The 22,254-nt window shown below is 59.9% G+C and carries 19 protein-coding genes; 12 read left to right on the forward strand and 7 right to left on the reverse strand.

The window, feature by feature from the left end; all coding sequences use genetic code 11:
• Nucleotides 1-11: 11 nt before the first annotated feature.
• The 8 genes from PverR02_RS09365 (at nt 12) to PverR02_RS09400 (ending at nt 11,531) form a co-directional block, all read left to right on the forward strand.
• Entirely contained in the window at nt 12-716 is a 705-nt protein-coding gene (locus PverR02_RS09365) for a succinate dehydrogenase iron-sulfur subunit (RefSeq protein WP_017846766.1), read from the forward strand.
• Between the two features lie 261 nt (nt 717-977).
• The gene (locus PverR02_RS09370; RefSeq protein ID WP_079443178.1) at nt 978-3,809 is read left to right on the forward strand and encodes a 2-oxoglutarate dehydrogenase E1 component; all 2,832 of its coding nucleotides are present in this window, start codon (nt 978-980) and stop codon (nt 3,807-3,809) included.
• A gap of 44 nt (nt 3,810-3,853) precedes the next feature.
• Entirely contained in the window at nt 3,854-5,077 is a 1,224-nt protein-coding gene (odhB, locus tag PverR02_RS09375) for a 2-oxoglutarate dehydrogenase complex dihydrolipoyllysine-residue succinyltransferase (RefSeq protein ID WP_017846768.1), read from the forward strand.
• Nucleotides 5,078-5,178: 101 nt separating this feature from the next.
• Nucleotides 5,179-6,615, forward strand: coding sequence for a dihydrolipoyl dehydrogenase (lpdA, locus tag PverR02_RS09380; protein ID WP_046384196.1), 1,437 nt, complete (start codon nt 5,179-5,181; stop codon nt 6,613-6,615).
• Nucleotides 6,616-6,818: 203 nt separating this feature from the next.
• Entirely contained in the window at nt 6,819-7,985 is a 1,167-nt protein-coding gene (gene sucC / locus PverR02_RS09385; RefSeq protein WP_017846770.1) for an ADP-forming succinate--CoA ligase subunit beta, read from the forward strand.
• On the forward strand, nt 7,985-8,866 hold the full coding sequence (sucD, locus tag PverR02_RS09390; RefSeq protein ID WP_003172813.1) for a succinate--CoA ligase subunit alpha: 882 nt from the start codon (nt 7,985-7,987) through the stop codon (nt 8,864-8,866). Before sucC ends, sucD begins: the two co-directional genes overlap by 1 nt.
• 431 nt (nt 8,867-9,297) lie before the next feature.
• Nucleotides 9,298-10,611 carry a branched-chain amino acid transport system II carrier protein gene (gene brnQ / locus PverR02_RS09395; RefSeq protein WP_079443179.1) on the forward strand — a complete coding sequence of 438 codons (1,314 nt, stop codon included), beginning with the start codon at nt 9,298-9,300 and terminating at the stop codon, nt 10,609-10,611.
• A gap of 179 nt (nt 10,612-10,790) precedes the next feature.
• Nucleotides 10,791-11,531: a DUF599 domain-containing protein gene (locus PverR02_RS09400; protein WP_017846772.1), complete on the forward strand. Its 741-nt coding sequence runs from the start codon at nt 10,791-10,793 to the stop codon at nt 11,529-11,531.
• Between the two features lie 113 nt (nt 11,532-11,644).
• On the opposite strand, the gene PverR02_RS09405 is transcribed toward PverR02_RS09400, so the two are convergent.
• Nucleotides 11,645-11,896 (reverse strand): hypothetical protein, encoded by a 252-nt coding sequence (locus PverR02_RS09405; protein WP_017846773.1) that lies wholly within the window; start codon nt 11,894-11,896, stop codon nt 11,645-11,647.
• Nucleotides 11,897-12,054: 158 nt separating this feature from the next.
• Here PverR02_RS09405 and PverR02_RS09410 point away from each other — a divergent pair, with 158 nt between their 5' ends.
• From PverR02_RS09410 to PverR02_RS09425, 4 genes are all read left to right on the forward strand, one after another.
• A complete protein-coding gene (locus PverR02_RS09410; protein WP_079443180.1) occupies nt 12,055-12,522 on the forward strand; it encodes a PaaI family thioesterase in 468 nt (155 codons plus the stop codon).
• On the forward strand, nt 12,519-12,971 hold the full coding sequence (locus PverR02_RS09415; RefSeq protein ID WP_017846775.1) for a PaaI family thioesterase: 453 nt from the start codon (nt 12,519-12,521) through the stop codon (nt 12,969-12,971). The genes PverR02_RS09410 and PverR02_RS09415 overlap by 4 nt, the downstream gene beginning before the upstream one ends.
• 89 nt (nt 12,972-13,060) lie before the next feature.
• The gene (gene htpG, locus PverR02_RS09420) at nt 13,061-14,965 is read left to right on the forward strand and encodes a molecular chaperone HtpG (RefSeq protein WP_017846776.1); all 1,905 of its coding nucleotides are present in this window, start codon (nt 13,061-13,063) and stop codon (nt 14,963-14,965) included.
• A gap of 67 nt (nt 14,966-15,032) precedes the next feature.
• Nucleotides 15,033-15,761: a dienelactone hydrolase family protein gene (locus PverR02_RS09425; RefSeq protein ID WP_046384193.1), complete on the forward strand. Its 729-nt coding sequence runs from the start codon at nt 15,033-15,035 to the stop codon at nt 15,759-15,761.
• Nucleotides 15,762-15,859: 98 nt separating this feature from the next.
• Here the strand turns inward: PverR02_RS09425 and PverR02_RS09430 are convergent, their stop codons facing one another.
• From PverR02_RS09430 to PverR02_RS09455, 6 genes are all read right to left on the reverse strand, one after another.
• Nucleotides 15,860-16,726 carry a pirin family protein gene (locus tag PverR02_RS09430; RefSeq protein ID WP_079443181.1) on the reverse strand — a complete coding sequence of 289 codons (867 nt, stop codon included), beginning with the start codon at nt 16,724-16,726 and terminating at the stop codon, nt 15,860-15,862.
• 64 nt (nt 16,727-16,790) lie between these two features.
• Nucleotides 16,791-17,207: an OsmC family protein gene (locus PverR02_RS09435; RefSeq protein WP_046384191.1), complete on the reverse strand. Its 417-nt coding sequence runs from the start codon at nt 17,205-17,207 to the stop codon at nt 16,791-16,793.
• 222 nt (nt 17,208-17,429) lie between these two features.
• Nucleotides 17,430-18,650, reverse strand: coding sequence for a beta-ketoacyl-ACP synthase I (gene fabB, locus PverR02_RS09440; RefSeq protein WP_017846780.1), 1,221 nt, complete (start codon nt 18,648-18,650; stop codon nt 17,430-17,432).
• A gap of 11 nt (nt 18,651-18,661) precedes the next feature.
• The gene (gene fabA / locus PverR02_RS09445; protein WP_003190035.1) at nt 18,662-19,177 is read right to left on the reverse strand and encodes a 3-hydroxyacyl-[acyl-carrier-protein] dehydratase FabA; all 516 of its coding nucleotides are present in this window, start codon (nt 19,175-19,177) and stop codon (nt 18,662-18,664) included.
• A gap of 249 nt (nt 19,178-19,426) precedes the next feature.
• Nucleotides 19,427-21,328: an ATP-binding protein gene (locus tag PverR02_RS09450; protein WP_079443182.1), complete on the reverse strand. Its 1,902-nt coding sequence runs from the start codon at nt 21,326-21,328 to the stop codon at nt 19,427-19,429.
• Nucleotides 21,325-22,254, reverse strand: a complete 930-nt coding sequence (locus tag PverR02_RS09455; protein ID WP_079443183.1) for an ABC transporter substrate-binding protein — start codon at nt 22,252-22,254, stop codon at nt 21,325-21,327. Before PverR02_RS09455 ends, PverR02_RS09450 begins: the two co-directional genes overlap by 4 nt.

Genomic DNA, 22,254 nt, shown 5'->3' on the forward strand with positions numbered 1-22,254 from the left:
GGGTGGCTGCCATGTTGAAAGTCAGTGTGTATCGCTACAACCCTGATCGGGACGCTGCGCCGTTCATGCAGGAATTCCAGGTCAATACCGGTGGTAAAGACTTGATGGTGCTGGATGTGCTGGCCCTGATCAAAGAGCAGGACGAAGGGTTCTCCTATCGTCGCTCTTGCCGTGAAGGTGTTTGCGGCTCCGACGGTATGAACATCAACGGCAAGAACGGCCTGGCGTGCATCACGCCGCTGTCCGCCGTGGTCAAAGGCAACAAGCTGATCATTCGTCCTCTGCCAGGTTTGCCGGTTATCCGTGACCTGGTCGTCGATATGAGCATCTTCTACAAGCAATACGAGAAGGTTAAGCCATTCCTGCAGAACGATACGCCGGCTCCGGCCATCGAGCGTCTGCAGTCCCCGGAAGAGCGCGAGAAGCTCGACGGCCTGTACGAGTGCATCCTGTGCGCTTGCTGCTCGACGTCGTGCCCGTCCTTCTGGTGGAACCCGGACAAATTCCTGGGCCCGGCTGCTCTGCTGCAAGCATATCGCTTCCTGGCAGACAGCCGTGACACCCAGACCTCCGAGCGTCTGGCTTCACTGGATGACCCGTTCAGCGTATTCCGCTGCCGCGGGATCATGAATTGCGTCAACGTATGTCCTAAAGGCCTGAACCCGACTAAGGCCATTGGTCACATCCGTAACATGCTGCTGCAAAGCGGCGTGTAATTGACGTTGTAGCAAAGCAGGACCGTTGTGCCCGTAAATGCTACGGCGCAGGCTTCAACCGGCGCCGTAGTCTTAACTTGAGCAGCGACTTACAAAGCCGCGGCTCTTATTTTGAAGAAATGAGACAAGCAGGGGCATTCGGGTTGGTACCCGAACTATCAGCGTGATCCTAAGTGGCTTGTTTTGGTCGCTGCACTTGGCCTTTTGCAAGCAAACTCGGTGTCGCCGCCGGTGGTGTCCCCAAATCGAGGGTGACCAAGCATGCAAGAAAGCGTGATGCAGCGCATGTGGAACAGCGGCTATCTTTCAGGTGGTAACGCTGCCTATGTGGAAGAGCTTTATGAGCTCTACCTGCACGACCCTAACGCTGTGCCAGAAGAATGGCGCACCAAATTTCAGACGTTGTCTTCAGACGGCAACGCTGCCACCGATGTATCGCACGCAACAATTCGCGATCAGTTCGTGCTGCTGGCAAAGAACCAGCGCCGCGCCCAACCGGTTTCAGCCGGAAGCGTGAGCAGTGAGCATGAGAAGAAGCAAGTTGAAGTACTGCGACTGATCCAGGCCTACCGTATGCGCGGCCACCAGGCGGCCCAGCTCGACCCGCTGGGGCTCTGGAAGCGTCCTGCACCTGCAGACCTGTCGATCAATCATTACGGCTTGACCAATGCCGATCTTGATACGACCTTCCGTGCCGGAGACCTGTTCATCGGCAAAGAGGAAGCGAGCCTACGCGAAATTCACGAAGCGTTGCAGCAGACATATTGCCGCACCATTGGCACTGAGTTCACGCACATCACCGACTCCGAACAGCGTCACTGGTTCCAGCATCGCCTGGAAGGCGTGCGTGGCCGTCCGGTGTTGTCTGCCGATGTGCGCAGCCACCTGCTTGAGCGCGTGACCGCAGCCGAAGGCCTCGAAAAATACCTGGGCACCAAATACCCGGGCACCAAGCGTTTCGGCCTGGAAGGCGGCGAGAGCCTGATTCCGATGCTCGACGAGCTGATCCAGCGTTCCGGCTCCTACGGCACCAAGGAAATCGTGATCGGCATGGCCCACCGTGGCCGTCTCAACGTGCTGGTCAACACCTTCGGCAAGAACCCGCGCGACTTGTTCGACGAGTTCGAAGGCAAGAAAAAGGTCGAGCTGGGTTCCGGTGACGTTAAATACCACCAGGGCTTCTCGTCCAACGTGATGACCACCGGCGGTGAAGTTCACCTGGCCATGGCCTTCAACCCGTCCCACCTGGAAATCGTTTCTCCAGTGGTCGAGGGTTCGGTGCGCGCTCGCCAGGATCGTCGTAACGACGCGACCGGTGAGAAGGTTCTGCCGATTTCCATCCACGGCGACGCGGCATTCGCCGGTCAAGGCGTGGTCCTGGAAACCTTCCAGATGTCGCAGACCCGCGGCTTCAAGACCGGCGGTACCGTTCACATCGTCATCAACAACCAGGTGGGCTTCACCATCAGCAACCCGTTGGACGCGCGTTCCACCGAGTACGCCACCGACGTTGCCAAGATGATCCAGGCGCCGATCCTCCATGTGAATGGTGATGATCCGGAAGCCGTGCTGTTCGTGACCCAACTGGCTGTCGACTACCGCATGCAGTTCAAGCGTGACGTGGTGATCGACCTGGTTTGCTACCGCCGTCGCGGTCACAACGAAGCGGACGAACCAAGCGGCACCCAGCCGTTGATGTACCAGCAGATCACCAAGCAGCGCACCACCCGTGAGCTGTACGCCGAAAGCCTGACCAAGGCCGGTGTGGTTGACGAAGCGCGTGTTCAGGCGAAAGTCGACGAATACCGCAACGCGTTGGACAACGGTCTGCATGTTGTAAAAAGCCTGGTCAAAGAGCCGAACAAAGAGCTGTTCGTCGACTGGCGTCCGTACCTGGGCCACGCCTGGACTGCGCGTCACGATACGTCGTTCGATCTGAAGACTCTGCAGGAACTGTCTGCCAAGCTGCTGGAAATTCCTGACGGCTTCGTCGTACAGCGCCAGGTCGCGAAGATCTACGAAGACCGTCAGAAGATGCAAGCCGGCGGCCTGCCGATCAACTGGGGTTACGCCGAAACCATGGCGTATGCGACCCTGGCGTTCGAAGGTCACCCGATCCGCATGACCGGCCAGGACATCGGCCGTGGTACGTTCTCGCACCGTCACGCGGTTCTGCACAACCAGAAAGACGCAGGCACCTACATCCCGCTGCAACACCTGTACGAAGGCCAGCCACGTTTCGACCTGTACGATTCGTTCCTGTCCGAAGAAGCCGTACTGGCGTTCGAATACGGTTACTCGACCACCACGCCTAACGCGCTGGTGATCTGGGAAGCCCAGTTCGGCGACTTCGCCAACGGTGCCCAGGTGGTTATCGACCAGTTCATCACCAGCGGCGAGCACAAGTGGGGCCGTCTGTGCGGTCTGACCATGCTGCTGCCACACGGTTATGAAGGTCAGGGTCCGGAGCACTCCTCGGCCCGTCTGGAGCGTTACCTGCAGCTGTGCGCCGAGCACAACATCCAGGTGTGCGTGCCGACTACCCCGGCCCAGATCTACCACTTGCTGCGTCGCCAGGTCATTCGCCCACTGCGCAAGCCGCTGGTAGTGCTGACGCCGAAATCGCTGTTGCGTCATAAATTGGCCATCTCGACCCTGGAAGATCTGGCGGAAGGCTCGTTCCAGACCGTTATTCCAGAAATCGATACACTGGACGCGGCCAAGGTCACTCGCCTGATCCTGTGCAGCGGCAAGGTCTACTACGATTTGCTGGAAAAACGCCGTGCCGAAGGCCGCGAAGACATCGCCATCGTGCGTATCGAGCAGCTTTACCCGTTCCCGGAAGATGACCTCATGGAGATCATCGCGCCTTACACCAACCTCACTCATGTAGTGTGGTGTCAGGAAGAACCGATGAACCAGGGCGCCTGGTACAGCAGCCAGCATCATCTGCGTCGCAGCATTGGTAACCACAACAAGGCCCTGGGCCTGGAATACGCCGGTCGCGATGCTTCTGCCGCGCCTGCCTGTGGTTATGCATCGATGCACGCCGAGCAGCAGGAAAAACTCCTGCAAGATGCTTTCACTGTTTAACGCCTTCGCGCTGACTGAAACCGAATTTTAAGGACCCACAGATAATGGCTATCGAAATCAAAGCCCCGACATTCCCGGAATCGGTTGCCGATGGCACCATTGCCACTTGGCACAAGAAACCAGGCGAGGCTGTAAAGCGTGACGAACTGATCGTCGACATCGAGACCGACAAAGTCGTTCTGGAAGTGTTGGCTGAAGCTGACGGCGTGTTGGGCGCGATCATTGCCAACGAAGGCGATACCGTCCTGTCCAACCAGGTACTGGGCTCGATCGAAGCGGGCAGCGCTGCTGCCGCTCCGGCTGCCGCTGCACCGGCTGTTGCGGCTTCTGCTCCAGCTGCCGCTCCGGCGGCGGGTGGCGAAGATCCAATCGCTGCACCGGCTGCTCGTCAGCTGGCCGAAGAGAACGGCATCAACCTGGCTTCCATCAAAGGCACCGGCAAAGACGGCCGTGTGACCAAGGAAGACGTGGTTGCTGCCGTTGAAGCCAAGAAAAACGCTCCAGCTGCCGCACCTGCCAAGGCTGCAGCACCTGCTGCCGCTGCTCCTGTGTTCGCCGCTGGCGACCGCACCGAGAAGCGCGTGCCGATGACCCGCGTGCGTGCCACCGTGGCCAAGCGTCTGGTTGAAGCACAGTCGAACATGGCGATGCTGACCACCTTCAACGAAGTCGACATGACCGAAGTCATGGCCCTGCGTTCGAAGTACAAGGACCTGTTCGAGAAGAGCCACAACGGCGTGCGCCTGGGCTTCATGTCGTTCTTCGTGAAAGCGGCCACCGAAGCGCTGAAACGCTTCCCGGCAGTCAACGCTTCCATCGACGGCAGCGACATCGTTTACCATGGTTATGCAGACGTCGGCGTTGCCGTGTCCAGCGACCGCGGCCTGGTGGTTCCGGTTCTGCGTAACGCCGAGCTGATGAGCCTGGCTGAAATCGAAGGCGGCATCGCCGGCTTCGGCAAGAAAGCCCGTGACGGCAAGCTGACCATCGACGAGATGACCGGCGGCACCTTCACCATCACCAACGGTGGTACCTTCGGTTCGATGATGTCGACTCCGATCGTCAACCCGCCGCAAGCTGCGATCCTGGGCATGCACAACATCATCCAGCGTCCGATGGCCATCAACGGCCAAGTCGTGATCCGTCCGATGATGTACCTGGCGCTGTCTTACGATCACCGCCTGATCGATGGTAAAGAAGCCGTGACTTTCCTGGTGACCATCAAGAACCTGCTGGAAGACCCAGCTCGTCTGCTGCTGGATATCTGATAGAAGCAGCTGCGGGCCTCAAGTGACAGGCTGCCGGATACGGCAGTCGGGCTTGGGGCCTGCGGCTTGACAGCTTGCTGCTAAATAGAGGAACTATTTTCATGTCGCAGAAATTTGACGTTGTAGTGATTGGTGCAGGTCCTGGCGGCTATGTTGCCGCTATCAAGGCCGCACAACTGGGCCTCTCGACTGCTTGCATCGAAAAATACACCGACAAGGAAGGCAAACTGGCACTGGGCGGTACTTGCCTGAACGTTGGTTGCATTCCTTCCAAGGCGCTGCTGGACAGCTCCTGGAAATTCCACGAAGCGCAAAGCGGTTTTGCCATCCACGGCATCAGCCACGCTGGCGTGACCATGGACGTACCCGCGATGGTTGGCCGCAAAGCCAACATCGTCAAAGGCCTGACCTCCGGCGTTGCCACCCTGTTCAAGGCCAACGGCGTAACTTCCCTGCAAGGCCACGGCAAGCTGCTGGCCGGCAAGAAAGTTGAAATCACCAAGCCGGACGGTTCGGTCGAAATCATCGAAGCCGAAAACGTGATCCTGGCTCCAGGTTCGCGTCCGATCGACATTCCACCAGCACCTGTTGACCAGAAAGTCATCGTTGATTCGACCGGCGCCCTGGAATTCCAAGCAGTTCCCAAGCGTCTGGGCGTGATCGGCGCTGGCGTGATCGGCCTGGAACTGGGTTCGGTCTGGTCCCGCCTGGGTTCCCAGGTCACTGTGCTCGAAGCCCTGGACACGTTCCTGCTGGCTGCTGACACCGCAGTGTCCAAGGAAGCCCTGAAAACCCTGACCAAACAGGGTCTGGACATCAAGCTGGGCGCTCGCGTGACCGGCTCGAAGGTCAACGGCGAAGAAGTGGTCGTGACCTACACCGACAAGGATGGCGAACAGACCATCACCTTCGACAAGCTGATCGTAGCCGTTGGTCGCCGTCCAGTGACCACCGACCTGCTGGCAGCCGACAGCGGCGTGAACATCGACGAGCGTGGTTTCATCCACGTTGACGATCACTGCGCTACCACCGTTCCTGGCGTCTACGCCATTGGCGACGTGGTTCGCGGCATGATGCTGGCGCACAAGGCTTCCGAAGAAGGCATCATGGTTGTCGAGCGCATCAAGGGCCACAAAACCCAGATGAACTACGACCTGGTCCCATCGGTTATCTACACCCACCCGGAAATTGCATGGGTCGGCAAGAACGAACAGCAGTTGAAAGCTGAAGGCGTTGAAGTTAACGTCGGCACCTTCCCGTTCGCTGCTTCTGGTCGTGCCATGGCAGCCAACGACACCGGTGGTTTTGTCAAAGTCATCGCTGATGCCAAGACTGACCGCGTATTGGGCGTCCATGTGATTGGCCCAGGCGCAGCAGAACTGGTCCAGCAGGGCGCAATCGGTATGGAATTCGGCACCAGTGCCGAGGACATCGGCATGATGGTTTTCTCCCATCCGACCCTGTCCGAAGCATTGCACGAAGCCGCGCTGGCAGTGAATGGTCATGCCATTCACATCGCGAACAAGAAGAAGCGCTAAAACGAGATAATAAGAAACCACGGCGGTTGCCCGTCGTGAGCCTTGCGCGCAAGACTCACCGCGGAATATCCGCTGGACGCAGTCTTGCGCAGCTTGACCGGGCTTGAGTCCGGCAAGTTGCGTAAGCAGCAGTCACAGGTGGCGCGGCACTCATAATGAGCGCAGCGCCGAATGCGCAGTACCTAACGAAGACGGTAAAAAGCATGAATCTTCACGAGTATCAGGGTAAGCAGCTGTTCGCTGAATACGGCCTGCCAGTATCCCAGGGCTACGCAGTAGACACCCCGGAAGCAGCAGCAGAAGCTTGCGATAAAATCGGCGGGACCGAATGGGTTGTAAAAGCCCAGGTTCACGCAGGTGGTCGCGGTAAAGCGGGCGGCGTTAAGCTGGTTCGCAGCAAAGAAGACGCCAAGGCCTTCGCACAGCAGTGGCTGGGCAAGCGTCTGGTGACTTACCAGACTGATGCCAATGGCCAGCCAGTCACCAAGATCCTGGTTGAATCGTGCACTGATATCGCTAAAGAGCTGTACCTGGGCGCTGTCGTTGACCGTTCGAGCCGTCGCATCGTGTTCATGGCTTCCACCGAAGGTGGCGTGGACATCGAGAAGATCGCTCACGATACCCCTGAAAAAATTCTGAAAGCCACTATCGATCCACTGGTTGGCGCTCAGCCATTCCAGGGTCGCGAGCTGGCTTTCCAGCTGGGTCTGGAAGGCAAGCAAGTTGCCCAGTTCGCCAAGATCTTCGTAGGTCTGGCCAAACTGTTCCAGGATCACGATCTGGCCCTGCTGGAAGTGAACCCGCTGGTGATCAAGGCTGACGGCGATCTGCATTGCCTCGACGCCAAGATCAACATCGACGCCAACGCCATGTACCGTCAGCCTAAGCTGAAGACTTTCCACGATCCGTCGCAAGACGATCCGCGCGAAGCGCACGCTGCCAAGTTCGAACTGAACTACGTAGCCCTGGAAGGTAACATCGGCTGCATGGTCAACGGTGCCGGCCTGGCCATGGGTACCATGGACATCGTCAACCTGCATGGCGGCAAACCAGCCAACTTCCTCGACGTGGGCGGTGGTGCTACCAAAGAACGCGTAACCGAAGCCTTCAAGATCATCCTGTCCGACTCCAACGTCGCTGCAGTACTGGTCAACATCTTCGGCGGCATCGTTCGTTGCGACATGATTGCCGAAGGCATCATCGGTGCAGTGAAAGAAGTCGGCGTGAAAATCCCGGTTGTTGTTCGCCTTGAAGGTAACAACGCTGAACTGGGCGCTAAAGTACTGGCAGAAAGCGGTTTGAACATCATCGCGGCTACCAGCCTGACCGACGCTGCTCAACAAGTTGTCAAAGCTGCGGAGGGCAAATAATGAGCGTCCTGATCAATAAAGACACCAAAGTTATCTGCCAGGGTATTACCGGTTCGCAAGGTAGCTTCCACACCCAGCAAGCCATCGAATACGGCACCAAGATGGTTGGTGGTGTAACGCCGGGCAAAGGCGGCACCGAGCACCTGGGCCTGCCAGTGTTCAACACCGTTAAAGACGCAGTAGCTGCCACTGGCGCGACCGCCAGCGTGATCTACGTTCCGGCTCCTTTCTGCAAAGACTCGATCCTGGAAGCGGCGTTCGGCGGCATCAAGCTGATCGTGTGCATCACCGAAGGCATTCCTACCCTGGATATGCTGGACGCCAAGGTCAAGTGCGACGAGCTGGGCGTGGTCCTGATCGGTCCTAACTGCCCAGGCGTGATCACTCCAGGCGAATGCAAGATCGGCATCATGCCTGGTCACATTCACCTGCCAGGTAAAGTCGGTATCGTTTCCCGTTCCGGCACCCTGACCTACGAAGCTGTGAAGCAGACCACTGACGCCGGTTTCGGTCAGTCGACTTGCGTCGGCATCGGCGGTGACCCGATCCCAGGCTCGAACTTCATCGACATCCTGAAGCTGTTCCAGGAAGACCCGAAGACCGAAGCGATCGTCATGATCGGTGAGATCGGCGGTTCGGCTGAAGAAGAAGCGGCTGCCTACATCAAGGCCCACGTGACCAAGCCGGTTGTTTCCTACATCGCTGGTGTGACTGCCCCTGCTGGCAAGCGCATGGGCCATGCTGGCGCAATCATCTCTGGCGGCAAAGGCACTGCAGACGAGAAATTCGCTGCACTGCAAGACGCAGGCGTAAAAACCGTGCGTTCGCTGGCAGACATCGGCAAGGCCTTGGCCGAGCTGACCGGTTGGGCAGTCAAGTAAGCCTCGCGCTTAACTGACGCTTCACCAGCAAAGGCCACCTTCGGGTGGCCTTTGTGCATTCTGGGCGGTCCATTTATTGAAATGTACTTGGTCCCATGTGGGAGGGGGCTTGCTCCCGATAGCGGTGGCTCAGTCACTGATGATGTGATTGAACCTCCGCTATCGGGAGCAAGCTCCCTCCCACATTTTTTGTCTGTATTGCCACATTAAGTATGAAAACACGACATTCCAATGTCGCTTATCGGACAGTTCGCCCTGCAACAGTGCGTTTATCGGCCAAATTCTGTAACCTTGCCGCCTCTTTAAGCGCTCGCATCCCAAAAGGAAGCCGCGCGCTAGACCGGTCGGTGCCCACAAGGGCCGGCAGCATTTCCCTCATCCATAGGGAAGCCCTCTCTAAATTCCGATTCAGTAGTGTGGTATTTCCTCAAATGAAAGTGTTGAAAAGCCAGGACATCCTGGCGTTGGGCTTCATGACTTTTGCCCTGTTTGTGGGGGCCGGCAACATCATCTTCCCGCCTATCGTTGGTTTGCAGTCCGGGCCCCATGTCTGGATGGCGGCGTTGGGTTTCCTGATCACCGCAGTCGGGCTCCCGGTGGTCACCGTGATCGCCCTGGCCAAGGTCGGTGGTGGTATGGATGCGTTGAGCAGCCCGATCGGCAAGATCGCCGGTGGCCTGCTGGCGGCGGCAGCGTATCTGGCGGTAGGGCCGCTGTTCGCCACCCCGCGTACCGCGACCGTGTCCTTTGAAGTGGGCCTGGCGCCGTTGACCGGTGAAAGCCCGCTGGCGCTGTTCCTCTACAGCGCGGTGTACTTTCTGGTGGTGTTTTTCGTCTCCCTGTACCCGGGCCGTCTGTTGGACACCGTGGGCCGTTTCCTGGCACCGCTGAAAATCATCGCGCTGTCCATCCTTGGTATCGCCGCGTTTGCCTTGCCGGCCGGTGACGTGGGCGTCGCCAACCCGGAATACGTGGCCGCGCCGTTCTCCCAAGGCTTTATCTATGGTTACCTGACCATGGATACCCTGGGCGCGCTGGTGTTCGGTATCGTGATCGTCAACGCGATCCGTTCTCGTGGTGTCGAATCGCCTAAATTGATCACCCGCTACGCGATCATTGCCGGGCTGATTGCCGGCGTCGGCCTGGCGTTGGTGTATGTCAGCCTGTTCCGCCTCGGGGCGGGCAGCCATGAGATCGCCGCCGGTGCCGCCAATGGCGCCGCTGTCCTGCATGCCTACGTGCAACACACCTTTGGCTCCCTGGGCAGCGGCTTCCTGGCCGTGCTGATCTCCCTGGCCTGCCTGGTCACCGCCGTCGGCCTGACCTGTGCCTGCGCCGAGTACTTCAGCCGGATCCTGCCGCTGTCCTACAAGACCCTGGTGGTGATCCTGGCGCTGTTCTCGCTGTTCGTGTCCAACCTGGGCCTGACCAAACTGATCGCGTTTTCGATCCCGGTGCTCACTGCGATCTACCCGCCATGCATCGTGCTGGTGGCTTTGAGCTTCTGCAAAGACTTCTGGCAGGAGCAGAGCCGCATCGTTGGCCCGGTGATGTTGGTGTCGTTCATCTTCGGCTGCATCGATGCGCTCAAGGGCGCCGGCCTGGCGGGCTGGATGCCGTCGCAATTGGCCAACCTGCCGTTGAGCGAGCAGGGCCTGGCGTGGCTGGTGCCATCGGTGATGATGCTGGTGGCCGCGGTGGTGGTTGACCGCATGCTGGGCAAGCGCAGCGAAGCGGTCGCGTAACCCCCGGCTTCAGGCTGTATTGAAATGCCCCGTATCGATTGATACGGGGCATTTTTTATGGGCGGCGGGCAGTGTCTTTTTCCGTGGGCTAACGTCGAAGGAGTAACGCAAAGCTCAAGCTGGAACCCGGCGCCCACACTTAACCGGGTTCATGAAATCTGTCGTGTATAAGGACCCGCATGCCGTTTATCGAAGCCAACCTGATCCACTTGCTTGCCGCCCTCTGGTTCGTCCTCTGTTGGGGCGGCTACACCCGTTATGCCACCTGGAAAGCCCGCGACACTGCCTGTCTGGCCAGCGTGCTGCACCTGTATCGCGAAGACTGGATGCGTCGCATGCTGCTGCGTGACAACCGCATCGCCGACGCCAGTGTGATTGGCAATCTTGAGCGCAACGCCTCGTTCTTCGCCTCCAGTACCTTGATCATCCTTGCGGGCATTCTCACCGTGTTGGGCGCCTCAGAGCGGGCGGTTTCATTGCTGGCCGATATTCCGCTGGTGCAGCAGGCATCCCAGGGTATGTCGGAGATCAAGCTGCTGTGCCTGGCACTGGTGTTCGTCTACGCGTTCTTCACGTTCAGCTGGTGCATGCGCCAGTACAACTTTGCCGCGGTGCTGGTGGGGTCGGCGCCGATGATCGGTGAGCGGCACGTGTCGGAGCAGGAGCGCAAGGCGTTTGCCCTGCGGGCGGCGCGGGTGATTTCGATGGCGGCCAACCAGTTCAACTTTGGCTTGCGCGCTTATTACTTCGGGATGACCATGCTGGCATGGTTTGTCAGCCCCTGGCTGTTCATGTCGATGAGCGCCGGGGTGGTGTTGGTGCTGTATCGCCGAGAGTTTCATTCCGACGTGCTGCAAGTGATGGTGTATACGCAGACCGATACGTCGCTGCCGGACGTGGCCAAAGACCCGGTGGCGTAAAGCGCTGCGGGCATAGCGCCGGTTTATCGCACTGCGCGCCAACAGCAGACAAAGTAAAGCCCGCTATCTAAGCGGGCTTTCTTTTTGCAGCCAAGCTATTTCAAGCCCCGGTATCAAGAACCGGTTGCTGGGGTAGCAGGTGCTGCTTCTTGTGCTGCGGCTTTGTTCGATTCGGCCTGAGCTTTGGCAGCATCGCCGTTTTCTTTCGCAGCTTCGTTCACTTTATCCTGTGCTGCAGCCATATCTTTCTGAGCTTGCTCAGAGTGCGCGGCGGCATCTTGGGCTTTGTTTTCGGATTTCTTGTCGCAGGCAGCGAGACCGAGGGCAGCGGCCAGCATCATGGAAATAGCTAAAGTCTTGCGCATTGGGTGTTTCTCCTTAGTGAAGATATCTACTGGCCTTTCGAGCACATGGGGCCAGCATTAGTTCCTTATATCCCACAGATATATAAAGCATTTTCCCAAGGAACTTTTTCCGACGGTCCATACTGCGTCGGACCCACATTCATCAGAGTCTGAACCGAATGACCGAAAATCCCTTGTTAGAGCGTGCCAAGCGCTTTATTTCAGCGTTGCGCCATTGCCAGGTGCTGGGCATTACCGTTCATCAAGCCAGCGAAGAGGGGATTACCCTGGTTCTGCCCTACAGCCCGATGATCGTGGGTGATCCCCAGACGGGCGTGATCCATGGTGGCGCATTGACCTCGCTGATGGACACCGCCTGCGGCATGGCCACCCTGTGCGTGTTGCCGGAGTTCGAGGTGTGCCCGACCCTCGACCTGCGCATCGACTACATGCATCCCGCCGAACCGCACAAGCCGGTGTATGAGTGCTACCGGGTGACCACCGACGTGATTTTCACCCGTGGTTTCGCTTACCAGGATGACCCGCAACAACCCGTCGCCCACACGGTGGGGACATTCATGCGTATGGGCAAGCGCCTCAAGGGCGTGCAGGGGCTGGGCAGTACGGTCACGGGAGAACAGGTATGACACATCACTTCAAGACACGTCTGGAGCAGGCCCATGAGCACGGTAACTACAAGGCGCTGCTCGATCTGATCCCCTACGCCAAGCTGATCGGCATCGAATGCACGCGGATAGGCGATGAGCTGCTGTTCCGCCTGCCGGCCAACAAGGACAACATTGGTAACCCGATATTACCGGCACTGCACGGCGGTGTGATTGCAGGCTTTATGGAACTCTGCGCCGCGTTGCACCTGCTGGTGTTCACCGGCGCACCGGGCCTGCCGAAAATCATCGACTTTTCCCTGGATTACCTGCGCGCCGGCCAGTTTCGCGACACTTACGCCAAGTGCCAGGTCTGGCGCCAGGGTCGACGGGTGGCGAACGTGTCGATCACCGCCTGGCAAAGCACCGCGGCCGAACCCATCGCCACCGCCCGCGCGCATTTCAAGATCGGAGAAGTGTCCCGCCCTTGAAATCCTGGTCTTAGCCCCCAACTTTGATGACAACCCGCCGCCAACCCTTCAGGGCGCGGCCACTGCCATCCAATTGGAGTTTGATGACCATGAGTGTGGAAACTCAAAAGGAAACCCTGGGCTTCCAGACCGAGGTGAAGCAACTGCTGCACCTCATGATCCATTCGCTGTATTCCAACAAGGAAATTTTCCTTCGTGAGTTGATCTCGAACGCCTCTGACGCTGTCGACAAATTACGTTTCGAAGCCCTGTCCAAGCCGGAGTTGCTGGAAGGCGGCGCCGAACTGAAAATCCGCGTGAGCTTCGACAAAGACGCCAAGACCGTCACCCTCGAAGATAACGGTATCGGCATGAGCCGTGAGGATGCGATCACCCACCTGGGGACCATCGCCAAATCCGGCACTGCCGATTTCATGAAGCACCTTTCGGGCGACCAGAAGAAAGATTCGCACCTGATCGGCCAGTTCGGCGTGGGCTTCTACTCGGCCTTCATCGTCGCCGACAAGGTTGAAGTGTTCAGCCGCCGCGCCGGCCTTGACGCCAGCGAAGGCGTGCATTGGTCTTCGAAAGGCGAGGGCGAGTTTGAAGTCGCTACCCTCGACAAGGCTGATCGCGGTACGCGCATCGTGCTGCACCTGAAACCCGGTGAAGACGAATTTGCCGATGGCTGGCGCCTGCGCAACATCATCAAGAAGTATTCCGACCACATCGCCCTGCCGATCGAATTGCCGAAAGAGCAGGCCGCCGCCGAAGGCGAAGAAGCACCGGCCGTTGAGTGGGAAACCGTCAACCGCGCCAGCGCTCTGTGGACACGTCCGCGTACCGAGATCAAGGACGAGGAATACCAGGAGTTCTACAAGCACATCGGGCACGACTACGAAAACCCGCTGAGCTGGAGCCACAACAAGGTCGAAGGCAAGCTGGAATACAGCTCGCTGCTCTACGTACCGGCCCGCGCGCCGTTCGACCTGTACCAACGCGAAGCGCCAAAGGGCCTGAAGCTCTACGTGCAGCGCGTGTTCGTGATGGACCAGGCGGAATCGTTCCTGCCGCTGTACCTGCGCTTTATCAAAGGCGTGGTCGACTCCAACGACCTGTCGCTGAACGTGTCGCGGGAAATCCTGCAGAAAGACCCGATCATCGACTCCATGAAGTCGGCGCTGACCAAGCGCGTCCTCGACATGCTGGAAAAACTGGCGAAGAACGAGCCTGAGCAATACAAAGGCTTCTGGAAGAACTTCGGCCAGGTCATGAAAGAAGGCCCGGCGGAAGATTTCGCCAACAAGGAAAAAATCGCCGGCCTGCTGCGTTTTGCCTCCACCCAGGGCGAAGACGGCGAGCAGGTGGTGTCCCTGGCCGAGTACCTGGCACGCGCCAAGGAAGGTCAGGACAAGATCTACTACCTGACCGGCGAGACCTACGCTCAGGTCAAGAACAGCCCGCACCTGGAAGTCTTCCGCAAGAAAGGCATCGAAGTGCTGCTGCTGACCGACCGTATCGATGAGTGGCTGATGAGCTACCTCAGCGAATTCGACGGTAAGACCTTTGTCGACGTGGCGCGTGGCGACCTGGACCTGGGCAACCTGGATTCCGAAGAAGACAAAAAAGCCGCTGAAGAAGTGGCCAAGTCCAAGGAAGGCCTGGTTGAGCGGATCAAGGCCTCCCTGGGCGACGCCGTCAGCGAAGTGCGGGTTTCCCACCGTCTGACCGACTCCCCGGCGATCCTGGCCATCGGCGAGCAGGACCTGGGCATGCAGATGCGTCAGATCCTCGAAGCCAGCGGTCAGAAGGTGCCGGACTCCAAGCCGATCTTCGAATTCAACCCGGCTCACCCGCTGATCGAGAAACTCGACGGCGAACAGAGCGAAGAGCGTTTTGGCGACCTGTCGCACATCCTCTTCGACCAGGCAGCCCTGGCTGCCGGCGACAGCCTGAAAGACCCGGCCGCCTATGTGCGCCGACTGAACAAGCTGTTGGTTGAACTGTCGGTTTAACCCCGTTGTAGAAAAACCCGCTTCGGCGGGTTTTTTCGTTCTTGTGCAACCTCAACTGGAGTAAATGATGAGCCAAGTCACTGTGCGTTCCGTGGTCTATCAGATTGATGGCCAGTCTTATGAAAGCCGCCTGGCCTTCGATGCCAGCCAAACCGGCCCGCTGCCGGGCCTGTTGATGGCACCGAACTGGATGGGCGTGAGTGCAGGGGCCGAAGAGATTGCCAAGCGCGTCGCCAGCAAAGGCTACGTGGTGCTGATCGCCGACCTGTACGGGCAAACCGTGCGCCCGTCGAATAACGATGAAGCCGGTGCGGCGATGATGCCGTTGAAGAATGACCGCCCGTTGCTGAACAAGCGCATGCAGGCCGCGTTAGCGCAACTGCAAGGCCAGAGCGAAGCTGCGGTGGATACGTCCAGGTTGGCCACCTTCGGTTTCTGCTTCGGCGGTTGCTGTGCGCTGGAGCTGGCGCGCACCGGCGCAGCGTTGAAGGCTGCGGTGTCGTTCCACGGCACCCTCGACACGCCAAACCCGGCGGATGCGAAGAACATCAAGGGCTCCGTGCTGGTGTTGCATGGTGCTTCCGACCCGCTGGTGCCGAAAGCACAACTGCCAGCGTTCGAAGATGAGATGAACGCGGCTGGTGTGGATTGGCAACTGCTGAGCTATGGCGGTGCGGTGCATTCCTTCACCGACCCGCATGCCAACGTGCCGGGCATGATGATGTACGACGCGAAGACCGCTGCGCGGGCCTTCCAGTCGATGCATAACTTGTTGGATGAAGTGTTCAAGGGCTAAGTCTCTGGCGTCTGTCCTGGCCTCATCGTGAACAAGCCTGCTCCCACATTCGAGCGCATTCCTACAGGGTAAACGCGGTTAAATGTGGGAGCAGGCGGCTATCTCACCGGCAACTCAATTCTTTCGGTTTCACCGGGCACCGTTGGCCAATCCCCAGCCGCCCAACGCTGCCGGGCCTGCTCGATCACGGCCGGGTCGCTCGCGACAAAATTCCAGTTGATCCGGCGTGGCCCATCCAGCGGCGCGCCACCGAACACCACCAGGTGACAATCGCTGTCGGCAGACAGGGTCATCGCCTGTCCGCTCGGCAACACCACCAGGCTGTGTGCCTCAAGCGGCTCACCGTCCAACTGCACGTCACCCTCCAGCACATACACCGCGCGTTCTTCATGCTCGTCGGGGATCAGCAGGGTGGTGGCCGTCTGCATCTGCACATCGGCGTACAGCGTGGGCGACAGCACCGGCACCGGTGATTTGAGGCAGAAGCCATTGCCGGCGATCAGGCGGATCTGCACGCCCAGGTTGTCGCTGGTGGGCAAGCTGGCTGCCGGATGGTGGCTGTAATGCCCCGGGCCGCTCTCGTGGTCCTTGGGGGAGGCGAGCCACACTTGCAGCCCATGCAGGCTGAACCCCTTGGCCTTGAGCGCCTCAGGCGTGCGCTCGACATGGGCAATCGCGCTGCCGGCGGTCATCCAGCTCACATCGCCGGCCTGCACCATTTGGTCCGAACCGAGGCTGTCCTTGTGCTGCAAGGTGCCTTCGAACAGGTAGGTGAGGGTCGACAGGCCGATGTGCGGATGCTGGCGGATATTCATGCCGCTGCCCGGTGCATAGCGGGTCGCCAGCATATGGTCGAAAAACACGAACGGCCCGACGCTACGGCATTCTCGCGATGGCAGCGGGCGCAGGATGGGCTGGCCTTCGACATCTTCGAGGCGAGGGCGGATCACGGTGAGGGTGGTCATGGTGCGTCCCTGTCGGAGCGGGTTGGATAGCCCTGAGCATAACCCGCTCGACCGGAGGTTGCCGCTATTGGCTGAAGGCACCTTCCGACAATTTCGTCTCGATACTCACCTCGGCGGTGGTCATCAGCTTGTGTATCGGGCAGCGGTCGGCGATGCGGTGCAGTTCGTCGCGTTGCTGATCGGTGAGCACGCCCTTGAGCGTCAGCTTGACGTTGAGGTGGTACTTGCCCTTTTGCTCTTCGCTGTCGTCGTGGGTGATTTCCACGGTTACGCCGGTCAGCGGGATGCCCTTTCTCTGCGCATACAGCTTCAGGGTCAGGGCCTTACACGACGCCAGGGCTGCGTCGAAATAGTCGTGGGGCGAGGGCGCGGTGTCGTCACCGCCCAGGCTTTTGGGCAGATCGGTGAACAACTCGTGGTTATCGATGTTGAGGCTGTGGCGGAAGTTGTCGGCATTCAGGGTGTTGACGGTAACAGGCATGGCGAACCTCTCAAGCGTGGCAGGAAGAAAGTCATGCAGTTATAGAACATGCTGGCACTCAAGTGTTCCAGGATTTTTTCCAGGTAGCGGCGGGCAGGATTCCCAGCATCAGTTCGAGGCAACGGAGCAACACCCGCGTACAAGCGAGGCGACCCCGAATTCAAGCGCAAAAAAAACGCCCCGAACCAGTCGGGGCGTTTTCATCTGATCAAGCTGCGGGGCTTACTTGCCCTGCCAGCGTTTCAGCACCAGGGTGGCGTTAGTGCCACCGAAGCCGAAGCTGTTGCTCATCACGGTGTCGACTTTTACGTTTTCGACGGTCTTGGTCAGGATCGGCATATCGGCCACGACCGGGTCCATCTCTTCGATGTTGGCCGAGCCGGCCATGAAGTTGCCTTCCATCATCAGCAGGCAGTAGATCGTTTCGTGAACGCCGGCGGCGCCCAGGGAGTGACCCGACAGGCTCTTGGTGGAGCTGATGGCCGGTGCCTTGTCGCCGAATACCGCGCGCACGCCTTCCATTTCCTTGGCGTCGCCGACCGGAGTCGAGGTGCCGTGGGTGTTCAGGTAGTCGATCGGGGTATCCACGGTGGACATGGCCATCTGCATGCAGCGGATGGCGCCTTCACCGCTTGGCGCAACCATGTCGTAACCGTCGGAAGTGGCGCCGTAGCCGACGATTTCCGCGTAGATCTTCGCGCCACGGGCCAGAGCGTGTTCCAGCTCCTCGACCACCACCATGCCGCCGCCGCCGGCGATGACGAAACCGTCACGCTTGGCGTCGTAGGCGCGGGAGGCCTTTTCCGGGGTGTCGTTGTACTGGGTGGACAGCGCGCCCATGGCGTCGAACAGGAACGATTGGCTCCAATGTTCTTCTTCGCCGCCGCCGGCGAACACGATGTCCTGCTTGCCCAGCTGGATCTGCTCAACCGCGTTACCGATGCAGTGAGCACTGGTGGCGCAGGCGGAGGAGATCGAGTAGTTCACGCCCTTGATCTGGAACGGCGTGGCCAGGCAGGCGGAAACGGTGCTGCCCATGGTCCGCGTGACACGGTACGGGCCAACGCGCTTCACGCCTTTCTCGCGCAGGATGTCCAGCGCTTCCATCTGGTTCAGGGTGGACGCGCCGCCGGAACCGGCGATCAGGCCGGTACGCACGTTCGAGACCTGATCGTGGCTCAGGCCGGAATCGGCGATGGCGTCCTTCATGGCCAGGTAGGCGTAGGCGGCAGCGTGGCCGACGAAGCGGTAGATCTTGCGATCGATCAACTCTTCGAGGGGCAGGTCGATGGAGCCGGAAACCTGGCTACGCAGACCCATTTCGGCATATTCCGGGTTGAAGCGGATGCCAGGGCGACTTGCACGCAGGTTAGCGGTGACGGTCTCTTTGTCATTGCCCAGGCAAGAAACGATGCCCAGACCAGTGATAACGACGCGGCGCATGCGGATAACCCTTAAAAGTTGTCAGTGGAAGTGAATACGCCGACCCGAAGGCCTTCGGCAGTATAGATCTCGCGACCGTCGACAGTCACCGAACCGTCGGCGATCGCCAGGTTCAGCTTGCCCTTGAGGACGCGCTTGATTTGAATGTTGTAGGTGACTTTCTTGGCGCTCGGCAGAACCTGGCCAAAGAACTTCACTTCGCCCGAACCCAGGGCGCGACCGCGGCCCGGCAAGCCTTGCCAGCCGAGGTAGAAACCGACCAGTTGCCACATGGCGTCGAGGCCCAGGCAGCCCGGCATGACAGGGTCGCCTTCGAAATGGCAGGCGAAGAACCACAGGTCCGGGGTGATATCCAGCTCGGCGACCAATTCACCTTTGCCGTACTTGCCACCTTCTTCACTGATATGGGTGATGCGATCCACCATCAGCATGTTCGGGGCGGGCAGTTGCGCGTTACCTGGGCCGAACAGCTCACCGCGACTGCAGCGCAGCAGGTCTTCCCGAGTAAAGGCGTTTTGTTTGGTCATGCGAGCTCCTCAATAATCCCATGCGGCAGGGTAGGGCAAATCTTCCCGAACCGACTGAAGCGTTCATGCCTCACATCGGCAGCCTACACATAGACTATTGCGTTGTAGTGAAAGTCACAGCGTCAAGGCACTGAATGTACACTTGTTCACTGAAATTTTAAACCGGGCCTGTTTATCGGTCCGTTCGGGTGCCTAAGACTGCCGCACTTTCGTCTTTCACGCCAGTCGCAGTTGGCTGATGGCGCGGCGCTATTGCACCCAACGCTGCAGGATTTGCTGCAAATCCGTGCGTTTGAACGGCTTGGCCAGGTAATCGTTCATTCCGGCGGCCAGGCAGAGTTCCCGATCGCCCTGCAAGGCGTTGGCGGTGAGGGCGATGATCGGCAGGTCGGCGCAGCCCGGCAGTTGGCGAATCTGGCGGGTGGCTTCGTAGCCGTCGATCAGCGGTAGCCGGCAATCCATCAGGATCGCGGTAAAAATCAGGCTCTCGGCGCTGCGGATCGCTTCGGCGCCGTCGGTGGCCAGGCTGACTTCAAAGCCCAGGCTGCGCAGCATGGCTTCGACCACGGTGCGGTTGACCGGGTTGTCTTCCACCAGCAGCACATGGCGGCCGTCGCCCGCGCTGGCTTTGCCTTCGGTGTTGGCGGCGATGGCCGGCACGCTGTGCTGGTCGATGGCCAGCGGGATTTCCAGGGTGAATACCGAACCGCGACCTTCTTCGCTCTGCGCGCGCAGGGTGCCGCCCATGCGTTCGGCCAGGGTGCGGGCGATGGGCAGGCCCAGGCCGGTGCCGCCGTAACGTCTTGAAATGGAACTGTCGGCCTGCTGGAACGCATCGAACATCAGTTCCAGGCGCTCGGCGGAAATGCCAATGCCGCTGTCGCGCACGGTGCAGGTGAACCACACCAGTTCATGGTCGAGGGGTTGCCAATGGGGCTCGACGCTGACGCTGCCGTGCTCGGTGAACTTGAGCGCGTTGCCGATCAGGTTCACCAGAATCTGGCGGATACGCGTCGGGTCGCCCTGCACGCGCAACGTGTCCAAGCCCGGCGGGATCGGCAGTTCGAGGCTCAGCCCGCGCTGCTGGGCGCTGTGCTGGAAGGCCTGGGCGCAGCTGTTGATCAGGTCCGCGAGGTTGAACGGAATGTGTTCCAGCTCCAGGGCCGCGCGTTCGATGCGCGAGAAGTCGAGGATGTCATTGATGACCTTGAGCAAATGTTCCGTGGACTCGGAGGCCAGCGCCGCATATTCGGTCTGCTCTTCGGTCATCTCGGTGGTTTCCAGCAACTGCAGCATGCCCAGCACGCCGTTCATCGGCGTGCGCAGCTCGTGGCTCATCATCGCCAGGAAGTCCGACTTGGCGTTGTTCGCCCGTTCGGCTTCCTCGCGGGTCTGGATCAGTTGCGCCATGGCCTGCTGCTGTTCGCGGCTGGCCTGGTTGAGGCCTTCGGCAAGGTTGTTGATGTGCCGCGAGAGGTCGCCCAGTTCGGAGTCATCGACAATCGGCAGCGGGGTCTTGTAGTCGCCTTGCTGGATCGCCTTGACTGCATTACCCATCGCGCTGATCGGCTGCGACAGGCTGGCGGCCAGGCGCCGCGCGAGCAAAAAGGTGAACAGCAGGGCGAACAGCGCGAGCACGCCGGCCTTGAACAGAATCTCCTGTTGGCGCTGGCTGAAGGCATCGTTGGACATGCCGACGATCACCCGGCCCAGGTAGTCGGCACGCGGCGCCTTGGGTTCGTTGAGGTTGTCCTGGAAAAAGTCATTGCCCAATTGAATATGTTGCAGGCGGATCGGGGCCTGGAACACTTTGACCGACAGCGAGCGGTCGTGGTTTTCCGACGGTTGCTCGACGTACACCAGGATGTTCTCGGCGCTGTCTTGGATCTCCAGGAAGCGCACATGGGGCGTGGCCAGCGTCGCGCGCAGCAGGCTGTCGAGCACGTCGTTGTTGCCGGAGATCACCCCGTATTCGGTGGCCGGGGCCAATTGGTTGGCGATCAACTGGCCGGTGTGGTCGAGTTCCTGGCGCAGGTCCTGGATCCGCACGAAGGTGAAGAAGCTGATCAACAGCAACGTCAGCAACAGCGCCGGCCCCAGGGTGATGAGCTGGGTGCGGGTGTTGATGTCCCAACGACGACGTAAGGTCATGGGCGTTGTTCTCCTTCGGCCAGGCGGGCGGCGACGTTGGCTTCGTCGACCTGTTCGATGCCCAGTGAGCGTGCGACTTGCGGGTTGCCCACGACTTTGAAGCGCTCCGGGTACACGGCGCGCGGCCAGCCGGCCGGCGGGTGATCGAGCAGGCGGTCGAGCACGGCCAGCCAGTCGGTCTGGTCGCTGTAAGTACTGGCCAGGCTGCCGGCCTTGACGAAGCCGGCATTGGGCCCCACCAGCGGCAGTTGCCGGGCATAACTGCTCAGTAGCAGGTTCTTCGCGGTTTTCGGGTTGTATAACTGCGGGTCGTCAAGGCCGAGCAGCACATCGCTGTTTCTGAACAAATGCTGCAGCGGGCGACTGTCGTTAATGTCGTCCCAGCGCTGGGGCACGATCTCCAGGCCCATCGGCGCGGCGTACTGGCGCAACTCGCGGAGCAGGAATTCACTGTCGGCGCCGTAGAGCACGCCGATGCGGCGGGCCTGGGGCAGGATTGTGGCGATCAGCCGCAGTTGGCGCTCCAGCGGCGGGTCACTCCACAGCAGGCTGATTTTGCCCGGCACGCCCTGGCCCAGGCGCTGGTGGGCCTGCAGGCGGCTGATGCGCAACACCAGGGTCGACGGCCCCTGGGTATCCTGCAGGCGCCAGTCGAGGCTGGGCAGGTCCAACAGGATCAGGCGCGTATTGGCCGGTAGGCGGCTGGGCACGGGCAGGTTGGCGAGGGGGGTGAAGGTTACGCGGTCGTCGGGGCGCTGCTGGGTGAGCGCCTGGACGAAGGCCTGCACCCCGGCGCCGTCTTCGGCGGCGGTCAGCAGGATATCGGCGCTCCAGGCCGGTACGCTGAGCAGCAGGCACAGCAGCAGCAGGCCGCGTTGCCAGCGTCTGGGGAGAGAGAGGAGGGTCATCCGTGACTGAGCGCCCAT

It is taken from the genome of Pseudomonas veronii (genome assembly GCF_002028325.1).
Taxonomy (GTDB): Bacteria; Pseudomonadota; Gammaproteobacteria; order Pseudomonadales; family Pseudomonadaceae; genus Aquipseudomonas; species Aquipseudomonas veronii.